This window comes from Sinomonas sp. RB5 (genome assembly GCF_054063535.1).
This window is the reverse complement of record NZ_JBSSGJ010000005.1, coordinates 177,174-198,591: the sequence shown is the minus strand read 5'-3', so window position 1 is coordinate 198,591 and position 21,418 is coordinate 177,174. Positions and strand designations below refer to the sequence as shown.

19 protein-coding genes are annotated in these 21,418 nt (G+C 72.3%); 18 read left to right on the top strand and 1 reads right to left on the bottom strand.

The annotated features are described in order from the left end of the window. Positions 1–26 precede the first annotated feature (26 nt). The 10 genes from alaS to nusB all read left to right on the top strand — a co-directional run bounded on the left by alaS (position 27) and on the right by nusB (position 10,620). Positions 27–2,705 carry an alanine--tRNA ligase gene (alaS, locus tag ACVWWH_RS08365; protein ID WP_457316251.1) on the top strand — a complete coding sequence of 893 codons (2,679 nt, stop codon included), beginning with the start codon at positions 27–29 and terminating at the stop codon, positions 2,703–2,705. A 12-nt stretch (positions 2,706–2,717) separates the two neighbouring features. After that, positions 2,718–3,269 (top strand): Holliday junction resolvase RuvX, encoded by a 552-nt coding sequence (gene ruvX / locus ACVWWH_RS08360; RefSeq protein WP_457316250.1) that lies wholly within the window; start codon positions 2,718–2,720, stop codon positions 3,267–3,269. 5 nt (positions 3,270–3,274) lie between these two features. Continuing rightward, entirely contained in the window at positions 3,275–5,317 is a 2,043-nt protein-coding gene (mltG, locus tag ACVWWH_RS08355; protein ID WP_457316249.1) for an endolytic transglycosylase MltG, read from the top strand. Further along, positions 5,308–6,183, top strand: coding sequence for a shikimate dehydrogenase family protein (locus tag ACVWWH_RS08350; RefSeq protein ID WP_457316248.1), 876 nt, complete (start codon positions 5,308–5,310; stop codon positions 6,181–6,183). The genes mltG and ACVWWH_RS08350 overlap by 10 nt, the downstream gene beginning before the upstream one ends. 26 nt (positions 6,184–6,209) lie before the next feature. Further along, positions 6,210–7,409 carry a chorismate synthase gene (aroC, locus tag ACVWWH_RS08345; protein WP_066497928.1) on the top strand — a complete coding sequence of 400 codons (1,200 nt, stop codon included), beginning with the start codon at positions 6,210–6,212 and terminating at the stop codon, positions 7,407–7,409. Beyond that, entirely contained in the window at positions 7,406–7,969 is a 564-nt protein-coding gene (locus ACVWWH_RS08340) for a shikimate kinase (protein WP_141305639.1), read from the top strand. Before aroC ends, ACVWWH_RS08340 begins: the two co-directional genes overlap by 4 nt. After that, a complete protein-coding gene (gene aroB, locus ACVWWH_RS08335; protein WP_457316247.1) occupies positions 7,966–9,069 on the top strand; it encodes a 3-dehydroquinate synthase in 1,104 nt (367 codons plus the stop codon). Before ACVWWH_RS08340 ends, aroB begins: the two co-directional genes overlap by 4 nt. Further along, the gene (locus ACVWWH_RS08330) at positions 9,066–9,575 is read left to right on the top strand and encodes a tetratricopeptide repeat protein (protein ID WP_457316246.1); all 510 of its coding nucleotides are present in this window, start codon (positions 9,066–9,068) and stop codon (positions 9,573–9,575) included. The genes aroB and ACVWWH_RS08330 overlap by 4 nt, the downstream gene beginning before the upstream one ends. A 71-nt stretch (positions 9,576–9,646) precedes the next feature. Further along, positions 9,647–10,210 (top strand): elongation factor P, encoded by a 564-nt coding sequence (efp, locus tag ACVWWH_RS08325; protein ID WP_066497923.1) that lies wholly within the window; start codon positions 9,647–9,649, stop codon positions 10,208–10,210. Continuing rightward, the gene (gene nusB, locus ACVWWH_RS08320) at positions 10,210–10,620 is read left to right on the top strand and encodes a transcription antitermination factor NusB (protein WP_447418945.1); all 411 of its coding nucleotides are present in this window, start codon (positions 10,210–10,212) and stop codon (positions 10,618–10,620) included. The genes efp and nusB overlap by 1 nt, the downstream gene beginning before the upstream one ends. A 28-nt stretch (positions 10,621–10,648) precedes the next feature. Here the strand turns inward: nusB and ACVWWH_RS08315 are convergent, their stop codons facing one another. Then, entirely contained in the window at positions 10,649–11,944 is a 1,296-nt protein-coding gene (locus ACVWWH_RS08315) for a PrsW family intramembrane metalloprotease (protein ID WP_457316245.1), read from the bottom strand. A gap of 161 nt (positions 11,945–12,105) precedes the next feature. On the opposite strand from ACVWWH_RS08315, the gene pyrR reads away from it, so the two are divergent. The 8 genes from pyrR to mihF all read left to right on the top strand — a co-directional run bounded on the left by pyrR (position 12,106) and on the right by mihF (position 21,416). Continuing rightward, entirely contained in the window at positions 12,106–12,714 is a 609-nt protein-coding gene (gene pyrR / locus ACVWWH_RS08310; protein WP_457316244.1) for a bifunctional pyr operon transcriptional regulator/uracil phosphoribosyltransferase PyrR, read from the top strand. Beyond that, positions 12,711–13,718 carry an aspartate carbamoyltransferase catalytic subunit gene (locus ACVWWH_RS08305; protein ID WP_457316243.1) on the top strand — a complete coding sequence of 336 codons (1,008 nt, stop codon included), beginning with the start codon at positions 12,711–12,713 and terminating at the stop codon, positions 13,716–13,718. The genes pyrR and ACVWWH_RS08305 overlap by 4 nt, the downstream gene beginning before the upstream one ends. Continuing rightward, entirely contained in the window at positions 13,715–15,052 is a 1,338-nt protein-coding gene (locus tag ACVWWH_RS08300) for a dihydroorotase (RefSeq protein ID WP_457316242.1), read from the top strand. Before ACVWWH_RS08305 ends, ACVWWH_RS08300 begins: the two co-directional genes overlap by 4 nt. Continuing rightward, the gene (locus tag ACVWWH_RS08295; protein ID WP_457316241.1) at positions 15,052–15,579 is read left to right on the top strand and encodes a PH-like domain-containing protein; all 528 of its coding nucleotides are present in this window, start codon (positions 15,052–15,054) and stop codon (positions 15,577–15,579) included. The genes ACVWWH_RS08300 and ACVWWH_RS08295 overlap by 1 nt, the downstream gene beginning before the upstream one ends. Positions 15,580–15,596: 17 nt before the next feature. Beyond that, positions 15,597–16,832 carry a glutamine-hydrolyzing carbamoyl-phosphate synthase small subunit gene (gene carA, locus ACVWWH_RS08290; RefSeq protein WP_457316279.1) on the top strand — a complete coding sequence of 412 codons (1,236 nt, stop codon included), beginning with the start codon at positions 15,597–15,599 and terminating at the stop codon, positions 16,830–16,832. Beyond that, positions 16,832–20,152, top strand: a complete 3,321-nt coding sequence (gene carB, locus ACVWWH_RS08285; protein WP_457316240.1) for a carbamoyl-phosphate synthase large subunit — start codon at positions 16,832–16,834, stop codon at positions 20,150–20,152. The genes carA and carB overlap by 1 nt, the downstream gene beginning before the upstream one ends. Next, on the top strand, positions 20,145–21,014 hold the full coding sequence (gene pyrF / locus ACVWWH_RS08280; RefSeq protein WP_457316239.1) for an orotidine-5'-phosphate decarboxylase: 870 nt from the start codon (positions 20,145–20,147) through the stop codon (positions 21,012–21,014). The genes carB and pyrF overlap by 8 nt, the downstream gene beginning before the upstream one ends. Positions 21,015–21,101: 87 nt before the next feature. Next, positions 21,102–21,416, top strand: a complete 315-nt coding sequence (mihF, locus tag ACVWWH_RS08275; RefSeq protein WP_457316238.1) for an integration host factor, actinobacterial type — start codon at positions 21,102–21,104, stop codon at positions 21,414–21,416. Positions 21,417–21,418 lie beyond the last annotated feature (2 nt).

Sequence of the window (21,418 nt, the reverse complement as noted above, 5' to 3'; positions counted from 1 at the left end):
CGTAGAGAAGGTTGAAGAACACGCCCATGAAGTCGCACGAGATCACCCGACGCTGGATCGACTACTTCGTCAGCAAGGGACACACGGCGGTGCCCTCGGCATCGCTCGTCTCGAGCGACCCCTCCCTGCTGTTCACGGTGGCGGGCATGGTCCCGTTCATCCCGTACCTCACCGCCCGCGAGGAGCCGCCGTTCCCGCGCGCGACCAGCGTCCAGAAGTGCATCCGCACCGGGGACATCGAGGAGGTCGGCAAGACCGCCCGCCACGGCACGTTCTTCCAGATGTGCGGCAACTTCTCCTTTGGTGACTACTTCAAGGAGGACGCGATCCGCTTCGCGTTCGACCTCCTGACGAAGGGCGTCGACGACGGCGGCTACGGCCTGCCTGCCGAGAAGCTGTGGGTCACCGTCTACGAGGACGACGACGAGGCGGCCAACCTCTGGCTGGCGCACACCTCGATCCCCGCCGAGCGCATCCAGCGCATGGGCAAGAGCGACAACTACTGGTCCACCGGCCAGCCCGGCCCCGCCGGGCCCTGCTCCGAGATCTACTACGACCGTGGCCCCGCCTACGGCATCGAGGGCGGCCCCGCCGCGGACGACAACCGCTACATCGAGATCTGGAACCTCGTGTTCATGCAGTACCAGATCGAGAACGTGCGCTCGAAGGTCGACTTCGACATCGTCGGAGAGCTGCCCAAGAAGAACATCGACACCGGCCTCGGCATGGAACGCCTCGCGATGATCCTCCAGGGCGTCGAGAACATGTACGAGACCGACCAGGTCCGCCCCGTGATCGACAAGGCGGCCGAGCTCTCGGGCAAGGAGTACACCTCCGCCGAGACGGCCGACGATCCGCACCACGCCGACGACGTCCGCATGCGCGTCGTCGCCGACCACGTCCGCAGCGCGCTCATGCTCATCGCCGACGGGGTGACGCCCTCGAACGAGGGCCGCGGCTACGTGCTGCGCCGCCTCATCCGTCGCGCTGTCCGCGCGATGCGCCTCCTCGGCGTCGACAGGCCCGTGCTCCCTGCGCTCCTGCCGGCCTCCCGCGATGCCATGAAGGGCGTCTACCCGCAGGTCGAGAAGGACTTCGACCGCATCAGCCGGATCGCGTACGGCGAGGAGAAGGCCTTCCTGCGCACGATTGCCGCCGGCACCGCGCGCCTCGACGAGGCCGTGAAGGCCTCGAAGTCGGCCGGCTCGCCCCTCTCCGGCGAGGAGGCCTTCACGCTCCACGACACCTACGGCTTCCCCATCGACCTGACCCTCGAGATGGCCGAGGAGGCCGGGGTCTCCGTCGACGAGACCGCCTTCCGGGCGCTCATGGAGGACCAGCGCCAGCGCGCCCGCAAGGACGCCAAGGAGAAGAAGTCCGGCCACGCCGACCTGACGCTGTTCCAGGAGCTGCACGCCGCCGGGGACACCGTCTTCACCGGCTACAGCGAACTCGGCGGCGAGTCCCGGATCCGCGGCCTCGTCTCCGGCGGCTCCCGCGTGGACCGCGCGTCGGCAGGCGAGGAAGTGGAGATCGTCCTCGAGGAGACCCCGTTCTACGCCGAGGCGGGCGGCCAGGCGGCCGACCGTGGCCTCATCAGCGCCGACGGCGTCCTCGTCGAGGTGCTCGACGTCCAGCGCCCGATCAAGGGCCTGTCGGTCCACAAGGCGATCGTGCGGGAGGGCGAGCTGAGCGCCGACGCCCTGGTGCGCACCGCCGTCGACCGCGAACGGCGCCACGGCGCAGAGCAGGCGCACACCGCAACGCACCTCGTGCACGCCGCCCTGCGCCAGATCCTCGGCCCGGAGGCGGTCCAGCGCGGCTCGTTCAACAAGGCCGGCTACCTCCGCTTCGACTTCGCCTGGGGCGAGCAGCTCTCCGGCGCGGCCAGGAGCGAGATCGAAGAGGTGGCCAACCTCGCCATCCGCGACAACTTCTCCGTCAACACCGCCGAGATGCCGCTCGCCGAGGCGAAGGCAGCGGGGGCCATGGCCCTGTTCGGCGAGAACTACGGCTCCCGCGTGCGCGTGGTCGAGATCAACGGTCCGTGGTCGATGGAGCTGTGCGGCGGCACCCACGTCGGCACCACCGCGCTCATCGGCAGCCTGACGCTGCTCGGCGAGCAGTCGGTCGGCTCGGGCAACCGCCGCGTGGAGGCCTACGTGGGCCTCGACGCGTTCCGCCACCAGGCGGCGGAGCGGGCGCTCGTGTCCGAGCTCAGCGAGATGTTCAAGGTGCCCTCGGCGCAGCTCACCGACCGCATCTCCGCGACGCTCGAGAAGCTCAAGACGGCCGAGAAGGAGCTCGAGCGGCTCCGCAAGGAGAAGCTCGCCGCGTCCGCGGCCGCCCTCGTGGGCAGCGCGAAGGACGTCGCCGGGGTCCGCCTCATCACGCACGACGCCGGCGAGCTCGGCTCCGCGGACGAGCTGCGGGCGCTCGCGCTCGACCTCCGCGCCCGCCTCGGCTCCGGCCCGGCCGCCGTCGCCGTGGCCGGCGTCGCGAAGGGCCGCCCCGCGGTCCTCGTCGCCACCAACGAGGAGGCACGTGCTGCCGGCGTCAAGGCAGGTGCCCTCGTGCGCACCGCCGCCGGGATCCTCGGAGGAGGCGGCGGCGGGAAGGACGACGTGGCCCAGGGCGGCGGGACCGACCCGTCGAAGATCGTCGAGGCGCTGGGCGCGGTCGCGACCGCGGTCGCCCAGCGCTAGCGGGGGCCGCCTATGACTGCCCCCCATCACCCGGAACGGCCCTTCCCGCGCGGCGTGCGGCTCGCCGCGGACGTGGGAACCGTGCGTGTCGGAGTCGCCGTGTGCGACCCCGACGGCATCCTCCCCACCCCGCTCAAGACCCTGTCCCGGGATCCCAAGCGCAACAGCGACATCGCCGTCCTCGCCAAGGAGGCAGCCGCCCGCGGCGCGGTCGAGGTGTTCGTCGGCCTGCCCCGGACGCTCGCGGGCCGGGAGACCCAGTCCGCGGCACTCGCGAGGTCCTTCGCCGAGCGACTGGCCGTCGCCCTCGATGCGGCCGGGACCGCCTGCGGCGTGCGGCTCGTGGACGAGAGGTTCAGCACCGTCGAGGCGGAGCGCAGCCTGCGGGCGGCCGGCATGGACGCCCGCGAGCAACGTAGAGTGGTAGACCAGATGGCGGCGGTCGGTATACTCCAGCACGCGCTGGACCTGATCCGTGGCCGCGGTGAGGCCGGCGACCCTGTGGGTGTCCCGGAGGTGCGGACTGGGGCGATCCGCAGCGACGACTCGGATGTGAGAGGCTAGCGAGAATGGACCCCCAGGACAACACGACCCCGGCCGTGCCTGACCGGCCCTTGACCCGCCGCGAGATCCGTGAGCGTGAGCGCGCCCGTCAGGAGGAGCAGCAGCGCATGCTCGCCCCGCAGCGGCGCGCCTCGACGTCCCCTCCGTCCGCCTTCCCCCGGACCGCTGCCGCCTCCGACGGGACGTCGCCGCCCGCGGATTCCGCACCCCAGCGCGGCCCGGCCGCATCGTGGGAGACCGTGCCCTCCCAGGTCCGCCCGCCGCAGTCCGGCGGACCGTCCACGCCGGCCGCGACCCCCGAGGACCGCGCTGCCCCCTCCCCGGACGGCGGCGGTCCCCGCGCGGGGACCCCCCACGGGCGCCGCCGCGCCCGCTCCTTCGAGACGGCGGACGCGGCCGTCCCGCCCACCTCCGCGACGATGGGCTGGGGCGCCTACCCGCCGTCGTCCGGCCCGCACGCGCCCGCCTACTCCCCGCCCTCCGCGATCCCCTCCGCCGAGTCGGGCGCCCCCTCGGTGCTGCCAGCACCCGTTCCGGCGGCACGCCCCGCGGCGGATGCCTCCCTGCACCACCTCCCGTCCGACGGCGGAGCTCCGCCCTCCGGCACGGGCGACCCGGCGGCGGCGTCGTACCTCCCCGCCGTGCCCGAGGCCCAGCCCGCCACGAGGCTCGTTGACCGGGTCCCGGCGCCGTCCGAGGACGCACCGATCCGCCGCAACGTCTTCCCGGCCGCCGCCCAGGCCTTCACCCGCGGCGCGGCGGCCCCCGCCGTCCTCGAACCGGAGCCCGCACCCGCCGAGCCGGCCGGCCATCCCGCCTGGGACGGTGCACACTCCCTTGGCGTGCACGACGACGCCCACGACGCAGACTTCCTCGACGCGGCTGAGCACGGGCACCACGCCCTGGCCGTCGACGACCACCCGCTCGACATCGCCCTGCCGCTCGACGCGGGCCATGGAGTCTTCGGCGAGCCGGTCGCGCACAAGCCCTCCCGGCGGTCCCGCCGCTTCAGGGTCGTCATCGGGCTCACCCTCGCCCTGGGCCTCTTCGTCGGAGCGGCCCTGATCGGGGTCCAGTTCCTCAAGCCGCTCCTGGGCATCGACCAGGTCAAGGACTTCCCCGGCCCGGGCTCGGGCTCGGTCGTGGTGACCGTCCAGCCCGGCTCCGGGCCTGCCGCCGTGGCCAGCACCCTCCAGCAGCAGGACGTGATCGCCGACGCGGGCACCTTCCTCAAGGCCTTTGCGGCGGCGGGCGGCGATCTCCACCCCGGTGACTACACGTTCAAGAAGGAGATGAAGGCCTCGGACGCGGCGGCGATCCTGGCCGGCTCGGACAGCGCGAAGGTGATCTACTTCGCCCTGAGCGCGGGGATGCGGGTGGGGGACTCGCTCGATGCGATCGCGAAGGCTGCCTCGGTGGACCGCAAGGACCTCGATGCGCTCAACTCCAAGCCGGGGGACTTCGGGCTGCCGGCGAAGGCGAAGAGCCTGGAGGGCTACCTGGCGCCGGGGGAGTACCGGTTCCCGGTGGGGACCTCGGCCAAGGACATCCTGGCCAAGCTGGTCTCGACCACGGTGGACGAGCTCAAGCAGGACGGCATCACCGACCCGGACCAGCAGTACCAGGTCCTGACGGTGGCGAGCATCGTGCAGGCCGAGGGCGGGCAGGCGGACTACGGGGACGTGGCCGGGGCGATCGAGAACCGGCTCAAGCCCAACGACCAGACCAACGGGCTGATCCAGTCGGATGCGACGGTGACGTACGGGCTGGGCACGAAGACGGTGCAGCTGACGGAGGCGCAGAAGCAGGACGCGTCCAACCCGTACAACACGTACGTCCATCCGGGCCTCCCGCCCGGGCCGATCGGCTCGCCGGGGTCCAAGGCCGTGGCCGCGGCGGCGCACCCGACCGCGAACGACTACCTGTACTGGGTGACGGTCAACCTCGACACGGGGGAGACGAAGTTCGCCAAGACCTACGCCGAGCACCAGGGCTACGTGGCCCAGTACGAGCAGTGGTGCACCGCCAACCCGGGCAAGTGCCAGTGACCGTGGCCCGCGCCGCCGTCCTCGGCCACCCCATCGGGCACTCGAAGTCCCCGGCCCTGCACCGCGCGGCCTACCGGCTGCTGGGCATCGACATGGAGTACGGCGCCTTCGACCTCACCGAGGACCAGCTCCCGGCCTTCGCCGCCCGCGTGCGGCGCGAGCCCGGGTGGCGGGGCCTGTCGGTCACGATGCCGCTCAAGGCCGCGTTCGTGCCGCTCGTGGACCGCGTCGAGGGCCTCGCGGCCGAGCTCGGCGTGCTCAACACGGTAGTCGTCGAGGACTCGGCCGCCGGCCCCGTCCTCGTAGGGCACAACACGGACGTCCTCGGCATCACCGAGTCGTTCCGGCACGCGGGACTGGATGCCGTGAGCGATCCCGTGGTCGTCGGTGCCGGGAACACGGCCCTGGCGTCCGTCGCCGCCCTGGCGAGGCTCGGCGCCCGCCGCGTCGAGTTCCTCGTGCGTGACGCGGCACGGGCCGGGGAGGCCGCCGCGCTGGCTGCCAGGCTCGGCCTCCAGGTGGCCGTCTCGCCGCTCGGAGGGGGAGCCGCCCGGCTCGCCGCGGCAGACGCCGTCGTCAGCACCCTGCCGCCCCGCGCCGCGGACGGGCTCGCCGCGGAGCTGGCTGCCGTTCCGGCGGACGACGGCGCCGCGCACGTCCTGCTCGACGTCGCCTATGATCCGTGGCCCAGCCGGCTGGCCGCGGCATGGGAGGCGCGGGGAGGCCTCGTGCTGCACGGGCTCGAGATGCTCGTCTACCAGGCCGTCGAGCAGATCGTGCTGTTCACCGGGCGGGAGGACGCCCGGTCGCAGGCCGTCATAGATGTGATGTGCGCCTCAGTGAGCGCACCCCAGCACACGGCATAGCGCCGCCGCGTGGCAGGATTGATGTCATGTTGCGTTGGTTGACGGCCGGTGAGTCCCATGGCCCGGCACTCGTAGGCATCCTCGAGGGGCTCCCCGCCGGCGTCGCCCTCACAAGCGAGGACATCCGCCAGGCCCTCGCGCGCCGCCGCCTGGGCTACGGCCGCGGCGCGCGCATGAAGTTCGAGGCGGACGAGGTCACGATCCTCGGCGGTGTGCGGCACGGCAAGACCCAGGGCGGCCCCGTGGCCATCCAGGTCGGCAACACGGAATGGCCCAAGTGGGAGCAGATCATGGCTTCCGACCCGGTCGATCCGGCCGAGCTCGAGGGCCAGGCGCGCAATGCGCCGCTCACCCGGCCCCGGCCCGGCCACGCGGACTTCACGGGCATGCAGAAGTACGGCTTCGACGAGGCCCGTCCGGTCCTGGAGAGGGCCTCCGCCCGCGAGACCGCTGCGCGTGTGGCCCTCGGCACCGCCGCGGCGGCGTTCCTCGCCGAGCTCGGCATCGAGCTCGTGAGCCACACGACCCAGATCGCCGGCGTCGCCGTCCCCGACGACGCCCCGCTTCCGCTCCCCGGCGACGTCGAGGCGCTCGACGCCGACCCGCTGCGCTGCTTCCACGCCGAGACCTCCGGGGCGATGGTGGCCGAAGTGGACGCCGCCCACAAGGAGGGCGAGACCCTCGGCGGCGTCGTCGAGGTCCTCGCCTACGGCCTCCCGCCGGGCCTCGGCAGCTACGTGCACTGGGACCGGCGGCTCGACGCGCGCCTCGCCGGCGCCCTCATGGGCATCCAGGCGATCAAGGGAGTCGAGGTCGGCGACGGCTTCCGCACTGCGGCACGGCGCGGCTCGGAGGCCCACGATGAGATCGTGCGCGAGCCGAACGGCAAGATCGTCCGCTCCACCAACCGGGCCGGCGGGATCGAGGGCGGCATGAGCATCGGCGACGTCCTGCGCGTCCGTGCCGCGATGAAGCCCATTGCCACCGTCCCGCGCGCCCTGCGCACGGTGGACGTGGCCACGGGCGAGGCCGCCAAGGCGCACCACCAGCGCTCGGACGTCTGCGCGGTGCCCGCCGCGGGCGTCGTCGCCGAGGCCATGGTCGCGCTCGTCCTCGCGCAGGCCGTCCTCGAGAAGTTCGGCGGCGACTCCGTGGGGGAGACCCGCCGCAACCTCGAGTCGTTCCTCGCCGCCATCCCGGCAGCGCTCGACTCGGTGGCGGGATGACGGCCGCCCGCGGCCGGCTGGACCGTCCCATCGTGCTGTTCGGCCCGATGGCCTCGGGCAAGAGCTCGGTGGGGGCGGCCCTCGCAGAGCTCCTCGGCGCGCGCTTCCTCGACACCGACGCCCTCGTGGTCGCCCAGCACGGGCCCATCCCCGAGATCTTCGCCGCGCACGGCGAGGAAGCGTTCCGGCAGGCCGAGGCGGACGTCATCGCACAGGTCCTCGCCCAGAGGCATCCCGAGGGGCTCGTGCTCGCCCTCGGGGGAGGGTCGGTCCTGAGGCACGAGACCCGGGCACTCCTCACTGACGTGCACCGGGTGTACCTGCGGGCATCATGGGACGACGTCGCCCCGCGGCTCGTCGGCAGCGCCGACCGTCCGCTGCTGCACGGCGACGCAGAGAACAGCTGGAAGGCCCTCATGGACCGCCGGCGCCCCGTCTTCGAGGCGCTCGCGACGCTGAGCGTGGACACGGGGCACAACACCGCGGCTGAAGTGGCCGCCCAGATTGCGGGCACGCTCGCGGCCGGGAGCCGCCGTGCCACCGAGGGAGTCATCGCATGAGCAGCGACGCTGCGGTCATCAAGGTCACGGGCAGCACGCCCGCCGAGAACTACGACGTCGTGGTCGGACACGGCCTGCTCGGCCGGCTCGCCCCGGTCCTTGGCGAGCGGGTGCGGCGCGTGCTGGTGATCCACCCCAGGGCGCTGAGGGCGACCGGAGACGCCGTCCGCGAGTCGCTCGAGGCGGACGGGTTCACCGCCCTCACGGCGGAGATCCCCGACGCCGAAGAGGGGAAGCACATCCAGGTCGCGGCGTTCTGCTGGCAGGTGCTGGGCCAGAACGACTTCACCCGCTCCGACGCCATCGTCTCGGTGGGCGGGGGAGCGGTCACCGACGTGGCGGGCTTCGTCGCGGCAACCTGGCTGCGCGGCGTCCGGGTGGTGCACCTGCCCACGAGCCTGCTCGGCATGGTCGACGCCGCAGTGGGCGGCAAGACGGGCATCAACACCGCCGAGGGCAAGAACCTCGTCGGGGTCTTCCACCCGCCGGCGGCCGTCCTGGCGGACCTCGACGCGCTGGCCACCCTCCCCCGCAACGAACTGCTCACCGGCATGGCCGAGGTGGTCAAGTGCGGCTTCATCGCGGACCCCGCGATCCTCGACCTCATCGAGAAGGACCCCGAGGCCGTCGCGGACCCCGCCTCGGACGTGGTGCGCGAGCTGATCGAGCGCTCCATCGCGGTCAAGGCCAAGGTCGTCTCGGCGGACCTCAAGGAGTCCGGCCTGAGGGAGGTCCTCAACTACGGCCACACCCTCGGCCACGCGATCGAACTGGCGGAGCGCTACTCGTGGCGGCACGGCGCCGCGGTGAGCGTGGGCATGATGTTCGCCGCCGAGCTGGCGCGCAGCGTGGGACGCCTCGACGATGCCACGGCCGACCGCCACCGCACCATCCTGACCTCCCTCGGGCTGCCGACCACGTACCGCGGCGACCGCTGGCAGGCCCTCCTGGACGGCATGCGGCGGGACAAGAAGGCCCGCGGCGACCTCCTGCGCTTCGTGGTGCTCGACGACGTCGCCAAGCCCGGGATCCTCGAGGTTCCCGATGCGTCGCTGCTGTTCGCCGCCTACCAGGAGATCGCGCAGGGAGCCGCAGAATGATCAGCGACCGCCGCGAGTGGCCGGACGCGGGGTTCCCCGGCGTCGCGGTCAACCCGGAGACGTTGGACACAGAGATCATCGACGAGGAACGCTGTGCCGATGCCCTCGCCGCGAGCAGCGACCCCCGCGACCACGCGCTCGTCGAGCTGGCCCGCGGACACGTCAGCGCGGCCGCGGAGATCCTCGTGGAGGCCCGCTACACCGACCCGGAGTCCTTCCGTCTGAAGGTGCTCGAACTCGACGTGCTGCGCGCCGGCAACCGCAACGACCGCGCCGTGGAGCGGGCACAGCAGCTCCTGAGCGAGTCGAAGGGCACGCCCAACGAGGCGATGGTCCTGCAGTACCTGGGCAAGATCCAGTTCTCCCGCGGGAACTACGCCGCGGCGGAGAAGGCATTCTCCCAGGCGCTCGACCTCCGGGTCGCCGCCTCGGCCGATGCGAGCCTCATCTACTCCTCGACGGTGGCCCTCGGGCGGGCCCGGGAGCTGCGCAGCCGCGAGCAGTGACAGCCCACGGGGCGCGCTCTGGTTAGAATGGTCTGCGGATTTGACGAGACGAACGCAACGAGAGGCGCCACGTGGCAACCACCAACGACATCAAGAACGGCACCGTGCTGAACCTGGACGGCCAGCTGTGGAACGTCATCGAGTTCCAGCACGTGAAGCCGGGCAAGGGCGGTGCCTTCGTGCGCACCAAGCTGCGCAACGTGCTCTCGGGCAAGGTCGTCGACAAGACCTTCAATGCCGGCACCAAGATCGACACCGCCACGGTGGACCGCCGTGACTTCCAGTACCTGTACAAGGACGGCGCCGACTTCGTGTTCATGGACACGGACACGTACGACCAGATCACGGTCGCCGGCGAGACCGTCGGCAACGCGGCCAACTTCATGCTCGAGAACCAGACGGTGCTCATCGCGCTGCACGAGGGCAACCCGCTCTACGTCGAGCTCCCGCCGAGCGTGACGCTCGAGATCACCTACACCGAGCCGGGCCTGCAGGGCGACCGCTCGTCCGCCGGCACCAAGCCCGCCACCGTCGAGACCGGCTACGAGATCCAGGTTCCCCTCTTCCTCGAGACCGGCACCAGGGTCAAGGTCGACACCCGTGACGGCGGCTACCTGGGACGTGTCAACGACTAGTGAGCGCCCGTGGAAAGGCCCGTGCGCGGGCCCTCGACATCCTCTTCGAGGCCGAGCAGCGCGGTGTTCCGGCGTCGGTGGCCATCCAGGGCCGCCGGGACCGGACCGAGCAGGTGATCAACCCCTACACCGTCGAGATCGTGGACGGCGTGACCGCCAGGCAGTCCCAGATCGATGAGATCCTGAGGACCTACGCGCAGGGATGGACGCTCGAGCGCATGCCCTCGGTCGACCGCATCATCCTGCGCATCGGCCTGTGGGAGCTGCTCTTCAACGACGACGTCCCGGACGCAGTCGCCGTGAGCGAGGCCGTGGCCCTGGCCCGGACCATGTCCACCGACGAATCCCCGAGCTTCGTCAACGGGCTCCTCGGGCGGCTCCAGGAGCTCAAGCCGACGCTGCTGGCCTAACCGGCTCCACTTCGGCGGCCGCCCCGGCTCACAGCTGCGGGCGGCCGCCGGATACCCCGAGCAGCGCGTCACGTTCGCGGCCTATCCGGTCCAGGAGCTCCTGCTGGGCCGCGGCGTAGCCGCGCACGTCACGACCGCTGAGCACGCGCTGGCGCGCCGCCGCGAGGTCCGTCGCGGTACGGATGAATGACCGCATCGCGGGGCGCCTGCCCACGCCGCCTGCCCACCTCAGGCCCGCGCTGCGGCCCCGCGGCGTCGCGAGCATCTCGACCTCGAGGGGCGAGAACCAGCCGGCCTGGGCGTACTCCACCAGGCGCGCGTGCGTGAGCCGCGCCTCGGCCCGCCGCAGGAAGTACACCCCCAGCGCGGCCGCCCCGAACAGCGGGATCTGGACCAGGACGTAGAGGAGGAAGAAGTCCTCCCCGCCGCTGTTCCAGATGTTGTGCAGGAGCATGGCCGGGGCCAGGCCCACGAGGAATGCGCCTACGACCAGGCCCGGGCTCCAGCGCCGGGCGGCGAGCCCCATGATGAGCCCGAGCGTCCCCGTGAACATCGCGTGGGCGAACGGGGAGAGCACTCCGCGCATCGTGAAGATGACGGCCAGTGACGCGGCGGACCCGGAGGTCTCGCTGAAGAACCGGCCGAAGTAGAGGATGTTCTCCGTGAAGGCGAACCCCGCGGCGATCGTCATGCCGTAGACGATCCCGTCCACCGGCCCGTCGACATACTTGCGCGCCGCGAGCATGAGGATGAGCAGACCCAGCCCCTTGGTGCTCTCCTCGACGACGGGCGCCTCGACCGTGGCCAGGAACCGCAGCGTCGCGGCGGCGCCGGAGCGCGGTCCGAAGGCGTCGAGGAACAGCGGCTGGATCAACGCCGTCGCCGCGACCGACATGACGGCCCCCCAGACGAGGGCCAGGACGATCAGGCCCCGCGGCTCGGGCTCCCAGCGGTCCACGGCGAAGACCGCGAGCAGCACGATCGCCAGCGGGAACAGGGAGAGCACGAAGCCGACCAGCAGGCCGGAGCTCCCCGTGGCCCGCAGCAGGAAGGGAACCACCACGGCCAGCCCCGCGAGCAGCGCCGCGGCACCGCCGAGCAGCAGCGCGAGCGCCCCCGGGCGCATCCGCGGCCCGCGCGGGGGCGGCACCGCGAGCGGCGGCCACGCGCCGCCCGGCCCAGCCGCCGGCGCGGGCGCCAGGGGAGTGCCCGGTGCGGGCGCCGCCGGACCCGCGGGCGCTGCAGGCGGCTGCCACGGGCGCGGCGGAGGGACGTAGCTTCCGGGCTCGGGCTGCTCCCACCGCGGCGGCTCGTTGCTCGTCATGGCCCAAGGCTAGCGCCGCGTCGAGGCTTCCGGCCCGGCGGCGCGGGTGGGCGCGTGACGGCGCCCACACCGGGCATCCGGGGCGGCGGGGCCTGTGATAGCGTGGATCGACAGTTTTCCTCATTTAATTCCGTCCTGTGAGGCGGGGAAAGGGGTCTGCTGTGGCACCTGCCTCTGCAGAAGAGCGCAGCGTGAGTGCCGGCCGGGTTGTCCTCTCAGGGGGCGACATCGACCGCGCGCTGACGCGCATCGCGCACGAGATCCTCGAAGCCAACCGCGGCCCCGAAGGGATCGTCCTCCTCGGCATCCCGCGCCGGGGCTATCCTCTCGCCGTCCGGCTCGCGGCGAAGCTCGCCGCCGCCGATCCCGCGGTGGACCCGGCCGCCGTCGTCGGCCAGCTCGACATCACGATGTTCCGCGACGACCTCTCGCGGCAGCCCACCCGCCCGCCGGCCCGCACGATCCTTCCTGCCGGGGGGATCGACGACAAGGTGGTCGTGCTCGTCGACGACGTGCTGTTCTCCGGCCGCACCATCCGCGCCGCCCTCGATGCCCTCGTCGACCTCGGCCGGCCCCGCTCGGTGCGCCTGGCGGTGCTCGTCGACCGCGGCCACCGCGAGCTGCCGATCCGCGCCGACCATGTCGGCAAGAACCTGCCCACCTCCCGCGCCGAGAAGGTGCGCGTGCGCCTCGCCGAGGTCGACGCCGGCTCCGGCTTCCCCGAGGACCTCGTGGCCATCGAGGGCCCCGAGGAGGCGGCACACGGATGAAGCACCTGCTCTCGACGAAGGACCTCTCGGCCGAGGACGCGATCCGCATCCTGGACACCGCCGAGGAGATGAGCACGGTCAACTCCCGCGAGGTCAAGAAGCTGCCCGCCCTGCGCGGACGCACCGTGGTGAACCTGTTCTTCGAGGACTCGACCCGCACACGCATCTCCTTCGAGGCCGCCGCCAAGCGGCTCTCCGCAGACGTGATCAACTTCGCCGCGAAGGGCTCGTCCGTCTCGAAGGGGGAGTCCCTCAAGGACACCGCCCAGACGCTCGAGGCCATCGGCGCCGACGCGGTCGTCCTCCGCCACTCCGCCTCAGGCGCCGCCCACCGGCTCGCCGTGACCGACTGGATCAGCGCGGCGGTGGTCAACGCGGGCGACGGGACCCACGAGCACCCGACCCAGGCACTCCTCGACGCGTTCACGCTGCGGCGCCACCTCTCCCGCCTCTCGGGCACGCCGTCCGCGGGGGGCGACCTCGCAGGCGCGCGCGTCCTGATCGTCGGCGACATCCTGCACTCCCGCGTGGCCCGCTCGGACGTGTGGCTGCTGGCCACCCTCGGGGCGCACGTGACGCTCGTCGCGCCGCCGACGCTCCTGCCGATCGGTGTCGACGGGTGGCCGTGCGAGGTCACCTATGACCTCGACGAGGCCATCGCCTCGCGCCCGGATGCCATCATGATGCTGCGCGTCCAGGCCGAGCGGATGAACGCCTCCTACTTCCCCTCCACGGGCGAATACTCCCGCCGCTGGGGCCTCGGCGACGAGCGGTTCGCCCGCCTGTCGGAGCTGGGCCTGAAGGACACCGTCATCCTGCACCCGGGGCCGATGGTCCGAGGGCTCGAGATCTCCTCGGCCGCCGCGGACTCCGAGCGGTCCCAGGTCCTCAAGCAGGTCGCGAACGGTGTCTCCGTGCGCATGGCCGTGCTCTACCTGCTGATGTCCGGCGGATCCGCGGGGCACGCCGCGGCCGCCCCCGAGCTGAAGGAGACAGCCTCATGACGGCTTCGCCGCGCTACCTCGTCCGGGGCGCCTCCCTGTACGGCGAGACCTCCGCCGACCTCCTCATCGCCGACGGCGTGATCGCCGGGGTCGGGTCCGGACTCGACGCCTCCGGCGCCACCGTGGTCGACGCCGACGGCCTGGTCGCGCTGCCCGGGCTCGTGGACGTCCACACGCACCTGCGCGAGCCGGGCCGCGAGGACGCCGAGACCGTCGAGACGGGATCGAAGGCCGCCGCCCTGGGCGGCTACACGGCCGTGCACGCGATGGCCAACTCGAATCCGGTCGCCGACACCGCGGGCGTGGTCGAGCAGGTCGCACACCTCGGACGCCGCGCCGGCTGGGCGGACGTGCGTCCCGTCGGGGCCGTGACCGTGGGCCTGAAGGGCGAGCGGCTCGCGGAGCTCGGCGCCATGGCCGAGTCCGCCGCGGCCGTGCGGATGTTCTCCGACGACGGCATGTGCGTCCATGACCCGGTCCTCATGCGCCGTGCCCTCGAGTACGTCAAGGCCTTCGACGGCGTCGTCGCCCAGCACGCGCAGGAACCGCGGCTCACCGCGGGCGCGCAGATGAACGAGGGCGCCGTGTCCTCGGTCCTCGGCCTCCCGGGCTGGCCCGCGGTGGCGGAGGAGAGCATCATCGCCCGCGACGTCCTCCTCGCCCAGCACGTGGGCTCGCGCCTGCACGTGTGCCACGTCTCCACCGCCGGGTCGGTCGAGATCATCCGCTGGGCCAAGGCCCGCGGCATCGACGTGACGGCGGAGGTCACCCCGCACCACCTGGTGCTCACCGACGAGCTCGTGCGCACCTACGATCCGGTGTACAAGGTCAATCCGCCGCTGCGGACGCACGACGACGTCGAGGCGCTCCGCGCGGCCCTCGCCGACGGCACCATCGACGTCGTCGGGACCGACCACGCCCCCCACCCGAGCGAGCACAAGGAGTGCGAGTGGGTGCAGGCGGCCATGGGGATGACGGGCCTCGAGACGGCGCTCTCGGTGGTCCAGCTGGCGATGGTCGAGACCGGCCTCATGGGCTGGCGGGACGTGGCACGCGCGATGTCCGAGGCACCCGCGAGGATCGGACGGGACAGCGACCACGGCCGTCCGCTCGCCGAGGGCGAGCCCGCGCACCTGGTCCTCGTGGACCCGGCCGCCCGGTGGACGGTGGACCCGGCTGCCCAGGCCACCAAGGGCCGCAACTCGCCCTTCGCGGGCCGCGAGCTGCCCGGACGGGTCATGGCGACCTTCTACGCGGGCCATCCGACGGTGCTCGACGGCGTGCTCAACGCCCCGCACCCCGCGTTCGCCGGCGCCCACGCAGGGGAGCGCTGATGGACCGCCTGGGACCGGGCCTGGCGATGCTCGCCCTGGCCGTGGTCCTCGCCGGCCTCATGTGGCTCGGATGGCGCGGCCGGCTCAGACGGCAGTCCGGGATCCCGGCGCCCCGTCCGGTCCCGGCGGACGCCGGCGCCGAGCGCTACCGATGCAGCGGCCAGTATGTCGTCACGACCACGGCGGGGGACTGGCTCGACCGCGTGGCGGCCCACGGCCTCGGAGTGCGGACAGGGGCGGACGCCGTGGTCCTCGACGGCGGCGTGGCGTTCGACCGGTCGGGCGCCAGAGCCGTCTTCATCCCGCGGGAGGACCTGCAGGATGTGGGCCTCGCCTCCGGGATGGCCGGGAAGTTCGTCGAGAAGGACGGCCTCGTCGTCGTCGGCTGGCTCCTCGGGGAGACCGCCGTCGAGACGGGGTTCCGCCCCCGCTACGCCGAAGAGAAGAACGCCCTCGTGGCGGCAATCGAGAATGTGATGGGTTCCGCGGCCGGACGCGCCGCGGGTCAGGGAAAGAGTGAGCAGTGACTGAGAACGCCACCAGCGTGCCAGAGGCAGGGACAGCGGCAGCCGCAGGCGGCCCGGCGCAGGGCACCAGGACGCGGCAGCCCGCCGTCCTCGTGCTCGAGGACGGGACGACGTTCCGCGGCCACAGCTACGGCGCCGTCGGAACCACCCTCGGCGAGGCCGTCTTCGCGACCGGCATGACCGGGTACCAGGAGACGATCACCGATCCGTCCTACGCGCGGCAGATCGTCGTCCAGACCGCGCCGCACATCGGCAACACGGGAGTGAACAGCGAGGACGCCGAGTCCCGCCGCATCTGGGTCGCCGGCTACGTGGTCCGCGACCCCGCGCGCCGACCGTCCAACTGGCGCAGCGAGCGCAGCCTGGACGAGGAGCTCGAGGCCCAGGGAATCGTCGGCATCCAGGGTGTCGACACGCGCGCGATCACCCGCCACCTGCGCGAGCACAAGACGATGCGCGCCGCCATCTTCTCCGGCGACGCCGCGCGCCGCCCCGACCAGGAGCTGCTGGAGGCCGTGCGCGCGAGCGCGCCCATGGAGGGAGCCCGCCTGGCCGAGGAGGTCAGCGTGGACACCGCCTACACGGTCGAGCCGGCCGAGCACGGCTGGGAGGGCGAGCCCCGCTTCACGATCGCGGCCATCGACCTCGGCATCAAGGCCATGACCCCCCACCGCTTCGCCGAGCGGGGAGTCCGGGTGCACGTGCTCCCCGCCACCGCGACCATCGAGGACGTGCGGGCCGTCGGCCCCGACGGCTTCTTCATGTCCAACGGCCCGGGCGACCCGGCCACGGCGGACGCCCAGGTGCGCCTGCTGCGCTCGGTGCTCGATGAGAAGCTGCCCTACTTCGGCATCTGCTTCGGCAACCAGATCCTCGGCCGGGCCCTCGGCTTCGGGACGTACAAGCTGCGCTACGGCCACCGCGGGATCAACCAGCCCGTCATGGACCGCCGCACCGGCAAGGTCGAGATCACGAGCCAGAACCACGGCTTCGCCGTCGACGCCCCGCTCGAGGGCGCGACCGCCGCGCCGGAGGAGCGCTACGGCCGCGTCGAGGTCTCCCACGTCAGCCTCAACGACCAGGTCGTCGAGGGCCTCGCGTGCCTCGACATCCCGGCGTTCTCCGTCCAGTACCACCCCGAGGCCGCGGCCGGCCCGCACGACGCCGCGTACCTGTTCGACCGCTTCATCGACCTGATGGAGTCGTCGTCCGCGAGCACCAAGACCCCTGAGACCGAGGAAGCGAAGAAGTAATGCCCAAGCGCACAGACCTGAAGAGCGTCCTGGTCATCGGCTCCGGCCCGATCGTGATCGGCCAGGCCGCAGAGTTCGACTACTCCGGCACGCAGGCCATCCGGGTGCTCAAGGAGGAGGGCCTGCGGGTCATCCTCGTCAACTCGAACCCGGCCACGATCATGACCGACCCGGAGCTCGCGGACGCGACCTATGTCGAGCCCATCACCCCGGACGTCGTGGAGAAGATCATCGCCAAGGAGCGCCCGGACGCGGTCCTGCCGACCCTCGGCGGACAGACCGCCCTCAACACGGCGATCGCGCTCGACAAGAACGGCGTGCTCGAGAAGTACGGCGTCGAGCTCATCGGCGCGAACGTCGACGCGATCGAGCTCGGCGAGGACCGCGAGAAGTTCAAGGGCGTCGTCGAGCGCTGCGGCGCGGAGAGCGCCCGCAGCCACATCGTCCACACCATGGACGAGGCGCTCACCGCCGTCGAGGACCTCGGCTACCCCGTCGTGGTCCGCCCCTCCTTCACGATGGGCGGCCTCGGCTCCGGCATGGCCTACAACGAGGAGGACCTGCACCGCATCGCCGGCGCCGGCCTCCAGTACAGCCCGACCACCGAGGTGCTCCTCGAGGAGAGCATCCTCGGCTGGAAGGAGTACGAGCTCGAGATGATGCGCGACAAGAACGACAACGTCGTGGTCGTGTGCTCGATCGAGAACTTCGACCCCGTCGGCGTGCACACCGGAGACTCCATCACCGTCGCCCCGGCACTGACGCTCACCGACCGCGAGTACCAGAAGCTGCGCGACGTCGCGATCGCCGTCATCCGCGAGGTCGGCGTGGACACGGGCGGCTGCAACATCCAGTTCGCGGTCGACCCCGCCACCGGCCGCGTCGTCGTGATCGAGATGAACCCGCGCGTCTCCCGCTCCTCCGCCCTGGCCTCCAAGGCCACCGGCTTCGCGATCGCCAAGATCGCCACGAAGCTCTCCCTCGGGTACACGCTCGACGAGATCCCGAACGACATCACCCAGAAGACGCCGGCCAGCTTCGAGCCGACGCTCGACTACGTGGTCGTCAAGGTGCCGCGCTTCGCGTTCGAGAAGTTCCCCGCCGCCGACCCGACCCTCACCACGACCATGAAGAGCGTCGGCGAGGCGATGGCCCTCGGCCGCAACTTCACCGAGGCCCTGCAGAAGGCGCTGCGTTCCCTCGAGCAGAAGGGCGCCCAGCTCGACTTCTCGCCGGTCCCGGACTACGAGGTCGCCGACCTCGTCGAGCAGGCCAAGCGCCCCACCACGCAGCGCCTCGCCCAGGTGCAGCGTGCCCTCCTCGGCGGCGCGACCGTCGAGGAGCTGTTCGAGGCGACGAAGATCGATCCCTGGTTCCTCGACCAGCTCGTCCTCCTGAACGAGATCGCGGCGGAGATCAAGGCCGCCCCGGCGCTCACCGAGGAGGTGCTCCGGCTCGCCAAGCGCCACGGCTTCTCGGACGAGCAGATCGCGGCGCTGACCCACTCCTCGGAGGCCGTGGTCCGCGGCGTCCGCCAGGCGCTCGGGGTCCGCCCGGTGTACAAGACCGTGGACACGTGCGCGGCCGAGTTCGCCGCGTACACCCCGTACCACTACTCGTCCTACGACGAGGAGGACGAGGTCGAGCTCCACAAGAAGCCCTCCATCATCATCCTCGGCTCCGGCCCCAACCGGATCGGCCAGGGCATCGAGTTCGACTACTCGTGCGTCCACGCCACCATGGCGCTGCGCAAGGCCGGCTACGAGACCGTCATGGTCAACTGCAACCCCGAGACCGTCTCCACCGACTACGACATCTCCACGCGCCTGTACTTCGAGCCGCTCACGCTCGAGGACGTGCTCGAGGTCATCGCCGCAGAGGAGCGCACGGGCGGCGTCATCGGGGTGTTCGTCCAGCTCGGCGGCCAGACGCCCCTCAAGCTGGCCCAGCAGCTCGCCGACGCGGGCGTGCCGATCCTCGGCACCTCGCCCGAGGCGATCGACCTCGCCGAGCACCGCGGCGCGTTCGCCAAGGTGCTCGACGACGCCGGCCTCGTCGCGCCGAAGAACGGCACCGCCGTCTCCTTCGAGGAGGCGCGGCGCATCGCGGACGAGATCGGCTACCCGGTCCTCGTGCGGCCCTCGTACGTGCTCGGCGGCCGCGGCATGGAGATCGTCTACGACGAGCCCAACCTGCGCCGCTACATCGACAACGCGACCGAGATCACCCCGGACCACCCGGTCCTGATCGACCGCTTCCTCGAGGACGCGATCGAGATCGACGTCGACGCCCTCTACGACGGCACCGACCTGTACCTGGGCGGGATCATGGAGCACATCGAGGAGGCCGGCATCCACTCCGGCGACTCCGCGTGCGTGCTGCCGCCGGTCACCCTCGGCACCGACGTGGCCGAGCGCGTCCGGGCCGCCACCGAGGCGATCGCCGAGGGCGTCGGCGTCCGCGGGCTCATCAACATCCAGTTCGCCCTCGCCGCGGACGTCCTCTACGTGCTCGAGGCCAACCCGCGCGCCTCCCGCACCGTGCCGTTCGTCTCGAAGGCCACCGGCGTCCAGCTCGCCAAGGCCGCCGCGCTCATCGGCACGGGCGTGACGATCAAGCAGCTGCGCAGCGCGTACCGGATGCTGCCCGAGACCGGCGACGGCGCGGTGCTGCCCGAGAGCGCGCCCGTGGCCGTGAAGGAGGCCGTGCTCCCGTTCAGCCGCTTCCGCACGCCCGAGGGCACGGTCGTGGACAGCCTGCTCGGTCCGGAGATGCGCTCCACCGGCGAGGTCATGGGCATCGACAAGCACTTCGACACGGCGTTCGCCAAGAGCCAGGCCGCGGCGAACAGCTCGCTGCCGACCTCGGGCCGGGTGTTCGTCTCGGTGGCAAACCGGGACAAGCGCTCGATCATCATGGCGGTGAAGAAGCTCTCCGACCTCGGCTTCGAGATCCTCTCCACGGGCGGCACCGCCGCCGTGCTCAACCGCAACGGCATCAGCGCCACCGTGGTGCGCAAGGTCAGCGACGGCGGCGAGGGCACGATCGTGGACCTGGTCAACGACGGCAAGGTCGACATGGTCTTCAACACGCCCTCCGGCGGCGCCGCGCGCGGCGACGGCTACGAGATCCGGGCCGCCGCCACGTCGGTGGGCAAGCCCTGCATCACGACGGTCGCGGAGTTCAACTTCGCGGTCCTCGCGATCGAGGCCATGCGCAGCTTCGAGTGGGACGTCACGAGCCTGCAGGAGCACGCCGCCTCGGTCCGCGGCGCGTCGGCTGCGTCGGCCGAGCTGGCCGCGGAGCCGGCCCGTGCCTGAGCCCGCCGGCCTCCCGGCGAGCCGCGCGCCCTTCGGCGAGCGGCTCGCCGGGGCCATGGCCGCCAGGGGCCCGCTGTGCGTCGGGGTCGACCCGCACCCGTCGCTGCTGGCCGCCTGGGGGCTGACGGACGACGCCGAGGGCCTCCGCCGCTTCTCGGCCGCGGTCCTCGAGGGGGTCGCCGACGTCGCTGCGGCGCTCAAGCCGCAGGTCGCCCTCTACGAGCGTCACGGCTCTGCCGGGATCGCGGCGCTCGAGGAGCTCCTCGCGGCGTCGGCCGACGCCGGACTGCTCACGATCGCCGACGCGAAGCGCGGGGACATCGGCTCCACCATGGCGGCGTACGCCGAGGCCTGGCTGGGGGAGGGGTCCCCGCTCGCGGCGGATGCCGTCACCCTCAGCCCGTACCTCGGGTTCGAGTCGCTGCGTCCCGCGCTCGACACCGCCGCGGAGACCGGCCGCGGCGTGTTCGTGCTCGCGCTGACCTCCAACCCCGAGGGCGCCTCGGTCCAGCACGTGGGCGGCGAGGCCTCCGTGGCCCGCCGCATCGTGGATGCCGCGGCCGCGGAGAACCGCCGGTACGCGGGCGCTGAACGGGGCCACGGCTCCGTGGGCCTCGTGGTGGGCGCCACGGTCGGGGACGCCATCGGCCGCCTCGGCCTCGACCTGGCCGCGATGGGCGGCCCGATCCTCGCCCCGGGCCTCGGCGCCCAGGGAGCCACCCCCGCAGTCCTGAAGGAGACCTTCGGGCCCGCCTACACCCGGGTGCTGGGGACGTCCAGCAGGGACATCCTCGCGGGCGGCCCCGGGCCGCAGGGAGTGCGTGCCCGTGCGGAGCGGACCCTCGAGGGCTTGCGGGGCTGAGTCGCGCCGGTCTACGTTCTAGGGGAGTCCGCGTGCCGCTGTGGCCGCGGGCTCCCGAGCGATCCGGGCGAGCACGGAGGCGGCGCAGTGGCCTTGGAACCCCTGACACCCGAGGAGAGGCGCGCGGCGCTGGGGAAGGCGGTCGAGGCGCGCGGGACCCGTTCGCGCGCCAAGGCAGCGCTCCAGTCGGGTGAGCTGACCGTCGAGGAGCTCCTCGCCCAGGCGGACCACGACGAGGCGCTCGCACGGCTGAGGGTCACCGAGATGCTCGAGTCCCTCCGCGGCATCGGACCGGTGCGCGCCCGGGCGATCCTCGCCACACTCGGCATCGCTCCGAGCCGCCGCCTCAGGGGCCTCGGCGTCCACCAGCGGCGGGCGCTGGTAGATTTTCTGGCAGGCTGAAG

Excerpts from the sequence above, each read along its gene's own strand:
- alaS (WP_457316251.1), top strand. The coding sequence starts at position 27 with ATGAAGTCGCACGAGATCACCCGACGCTGGATCGACTACTTCGTCAGC.
- ruvX (WP_457316250.1), top strand. The coding sequence starts at position 2,718 with ATGACTGCCCCCCATCACCCGGAACGGCCCTTCCCGCGCGGCGTGCGG.
- mltG (WP_457316249.1), top strand. The coding sequence starts at position 3,275 with ATGGACCCCCAGGACAACACGACCCCGGCCGTGCCTGACCGGCCCTTG.
- aroC (WP_066497928.1), top strand. The coding sequence starts at position 6,210 with ATGTTGCGTTGGTTGACGGCCGGTGAGTCCCATGGCCCGGCACTCGTA.
- ACVWWH_RS08340 (WP_141305639.1), top strand. The coding sequence starts at position 7,406 with ATGACGGCCGCCCGCGGCCGGCTGGACCGTCCCATCGTGCTGTTCGGC.
- aroB (WP_457316247.1), top strand. The coding sequence starts at position 7,966 with ATGAGCAGCGACGCTGCGGTCATCAAGGTCACGGGCAGCACGCCCGCC.
- ACVWWH_RS08330 (WP_457316246.1), top strand. The coding sequence starts at position 9,066 with ATGATCAGCGACCGCCGCGAGTGGCCGGACGCGGGGTTCCCCGGCGTC.
- ACVWWH_RS08315 (WP_457316245.1), bottom strand. The coding sequence starts at position 11,944 with ATGACGAGCAACGAGCCGCCGCGGTGGGAGCAGCCCGAGCCCGGAAGC.
- ACVWWH_RS08305 (WP_457316243.1), top strand. The coding sequence starts at position 12,711 with ATGAAGCACCTGCTCTCGACGAAGGACCTCTCGGCCGAGGACGCGATC.
- ACVWWH_RS08300 (WP_457316242.1), top strand. The coding sequence starts at position 13,715 with ATGACGGCTTCGCCGCGCTACCTCGTCCGGGGCGCCTCCCTGTACGGC.
- ACVWWH_RS08295 (WP_457316241.1), top strand. The coding sequence starts at position 15,052 with ATGGACCGCCTGGGACCGGGCCTGGCGATGCTCGCCCTGGCCGTGGTC.
- carB (WP_457316240.1), top strand. The coding sequence starts at position 16,832 with ATGCCCAAGCGCACAGACCTGAAGAGCGTCCTGGTCATCGGCTCCGGC.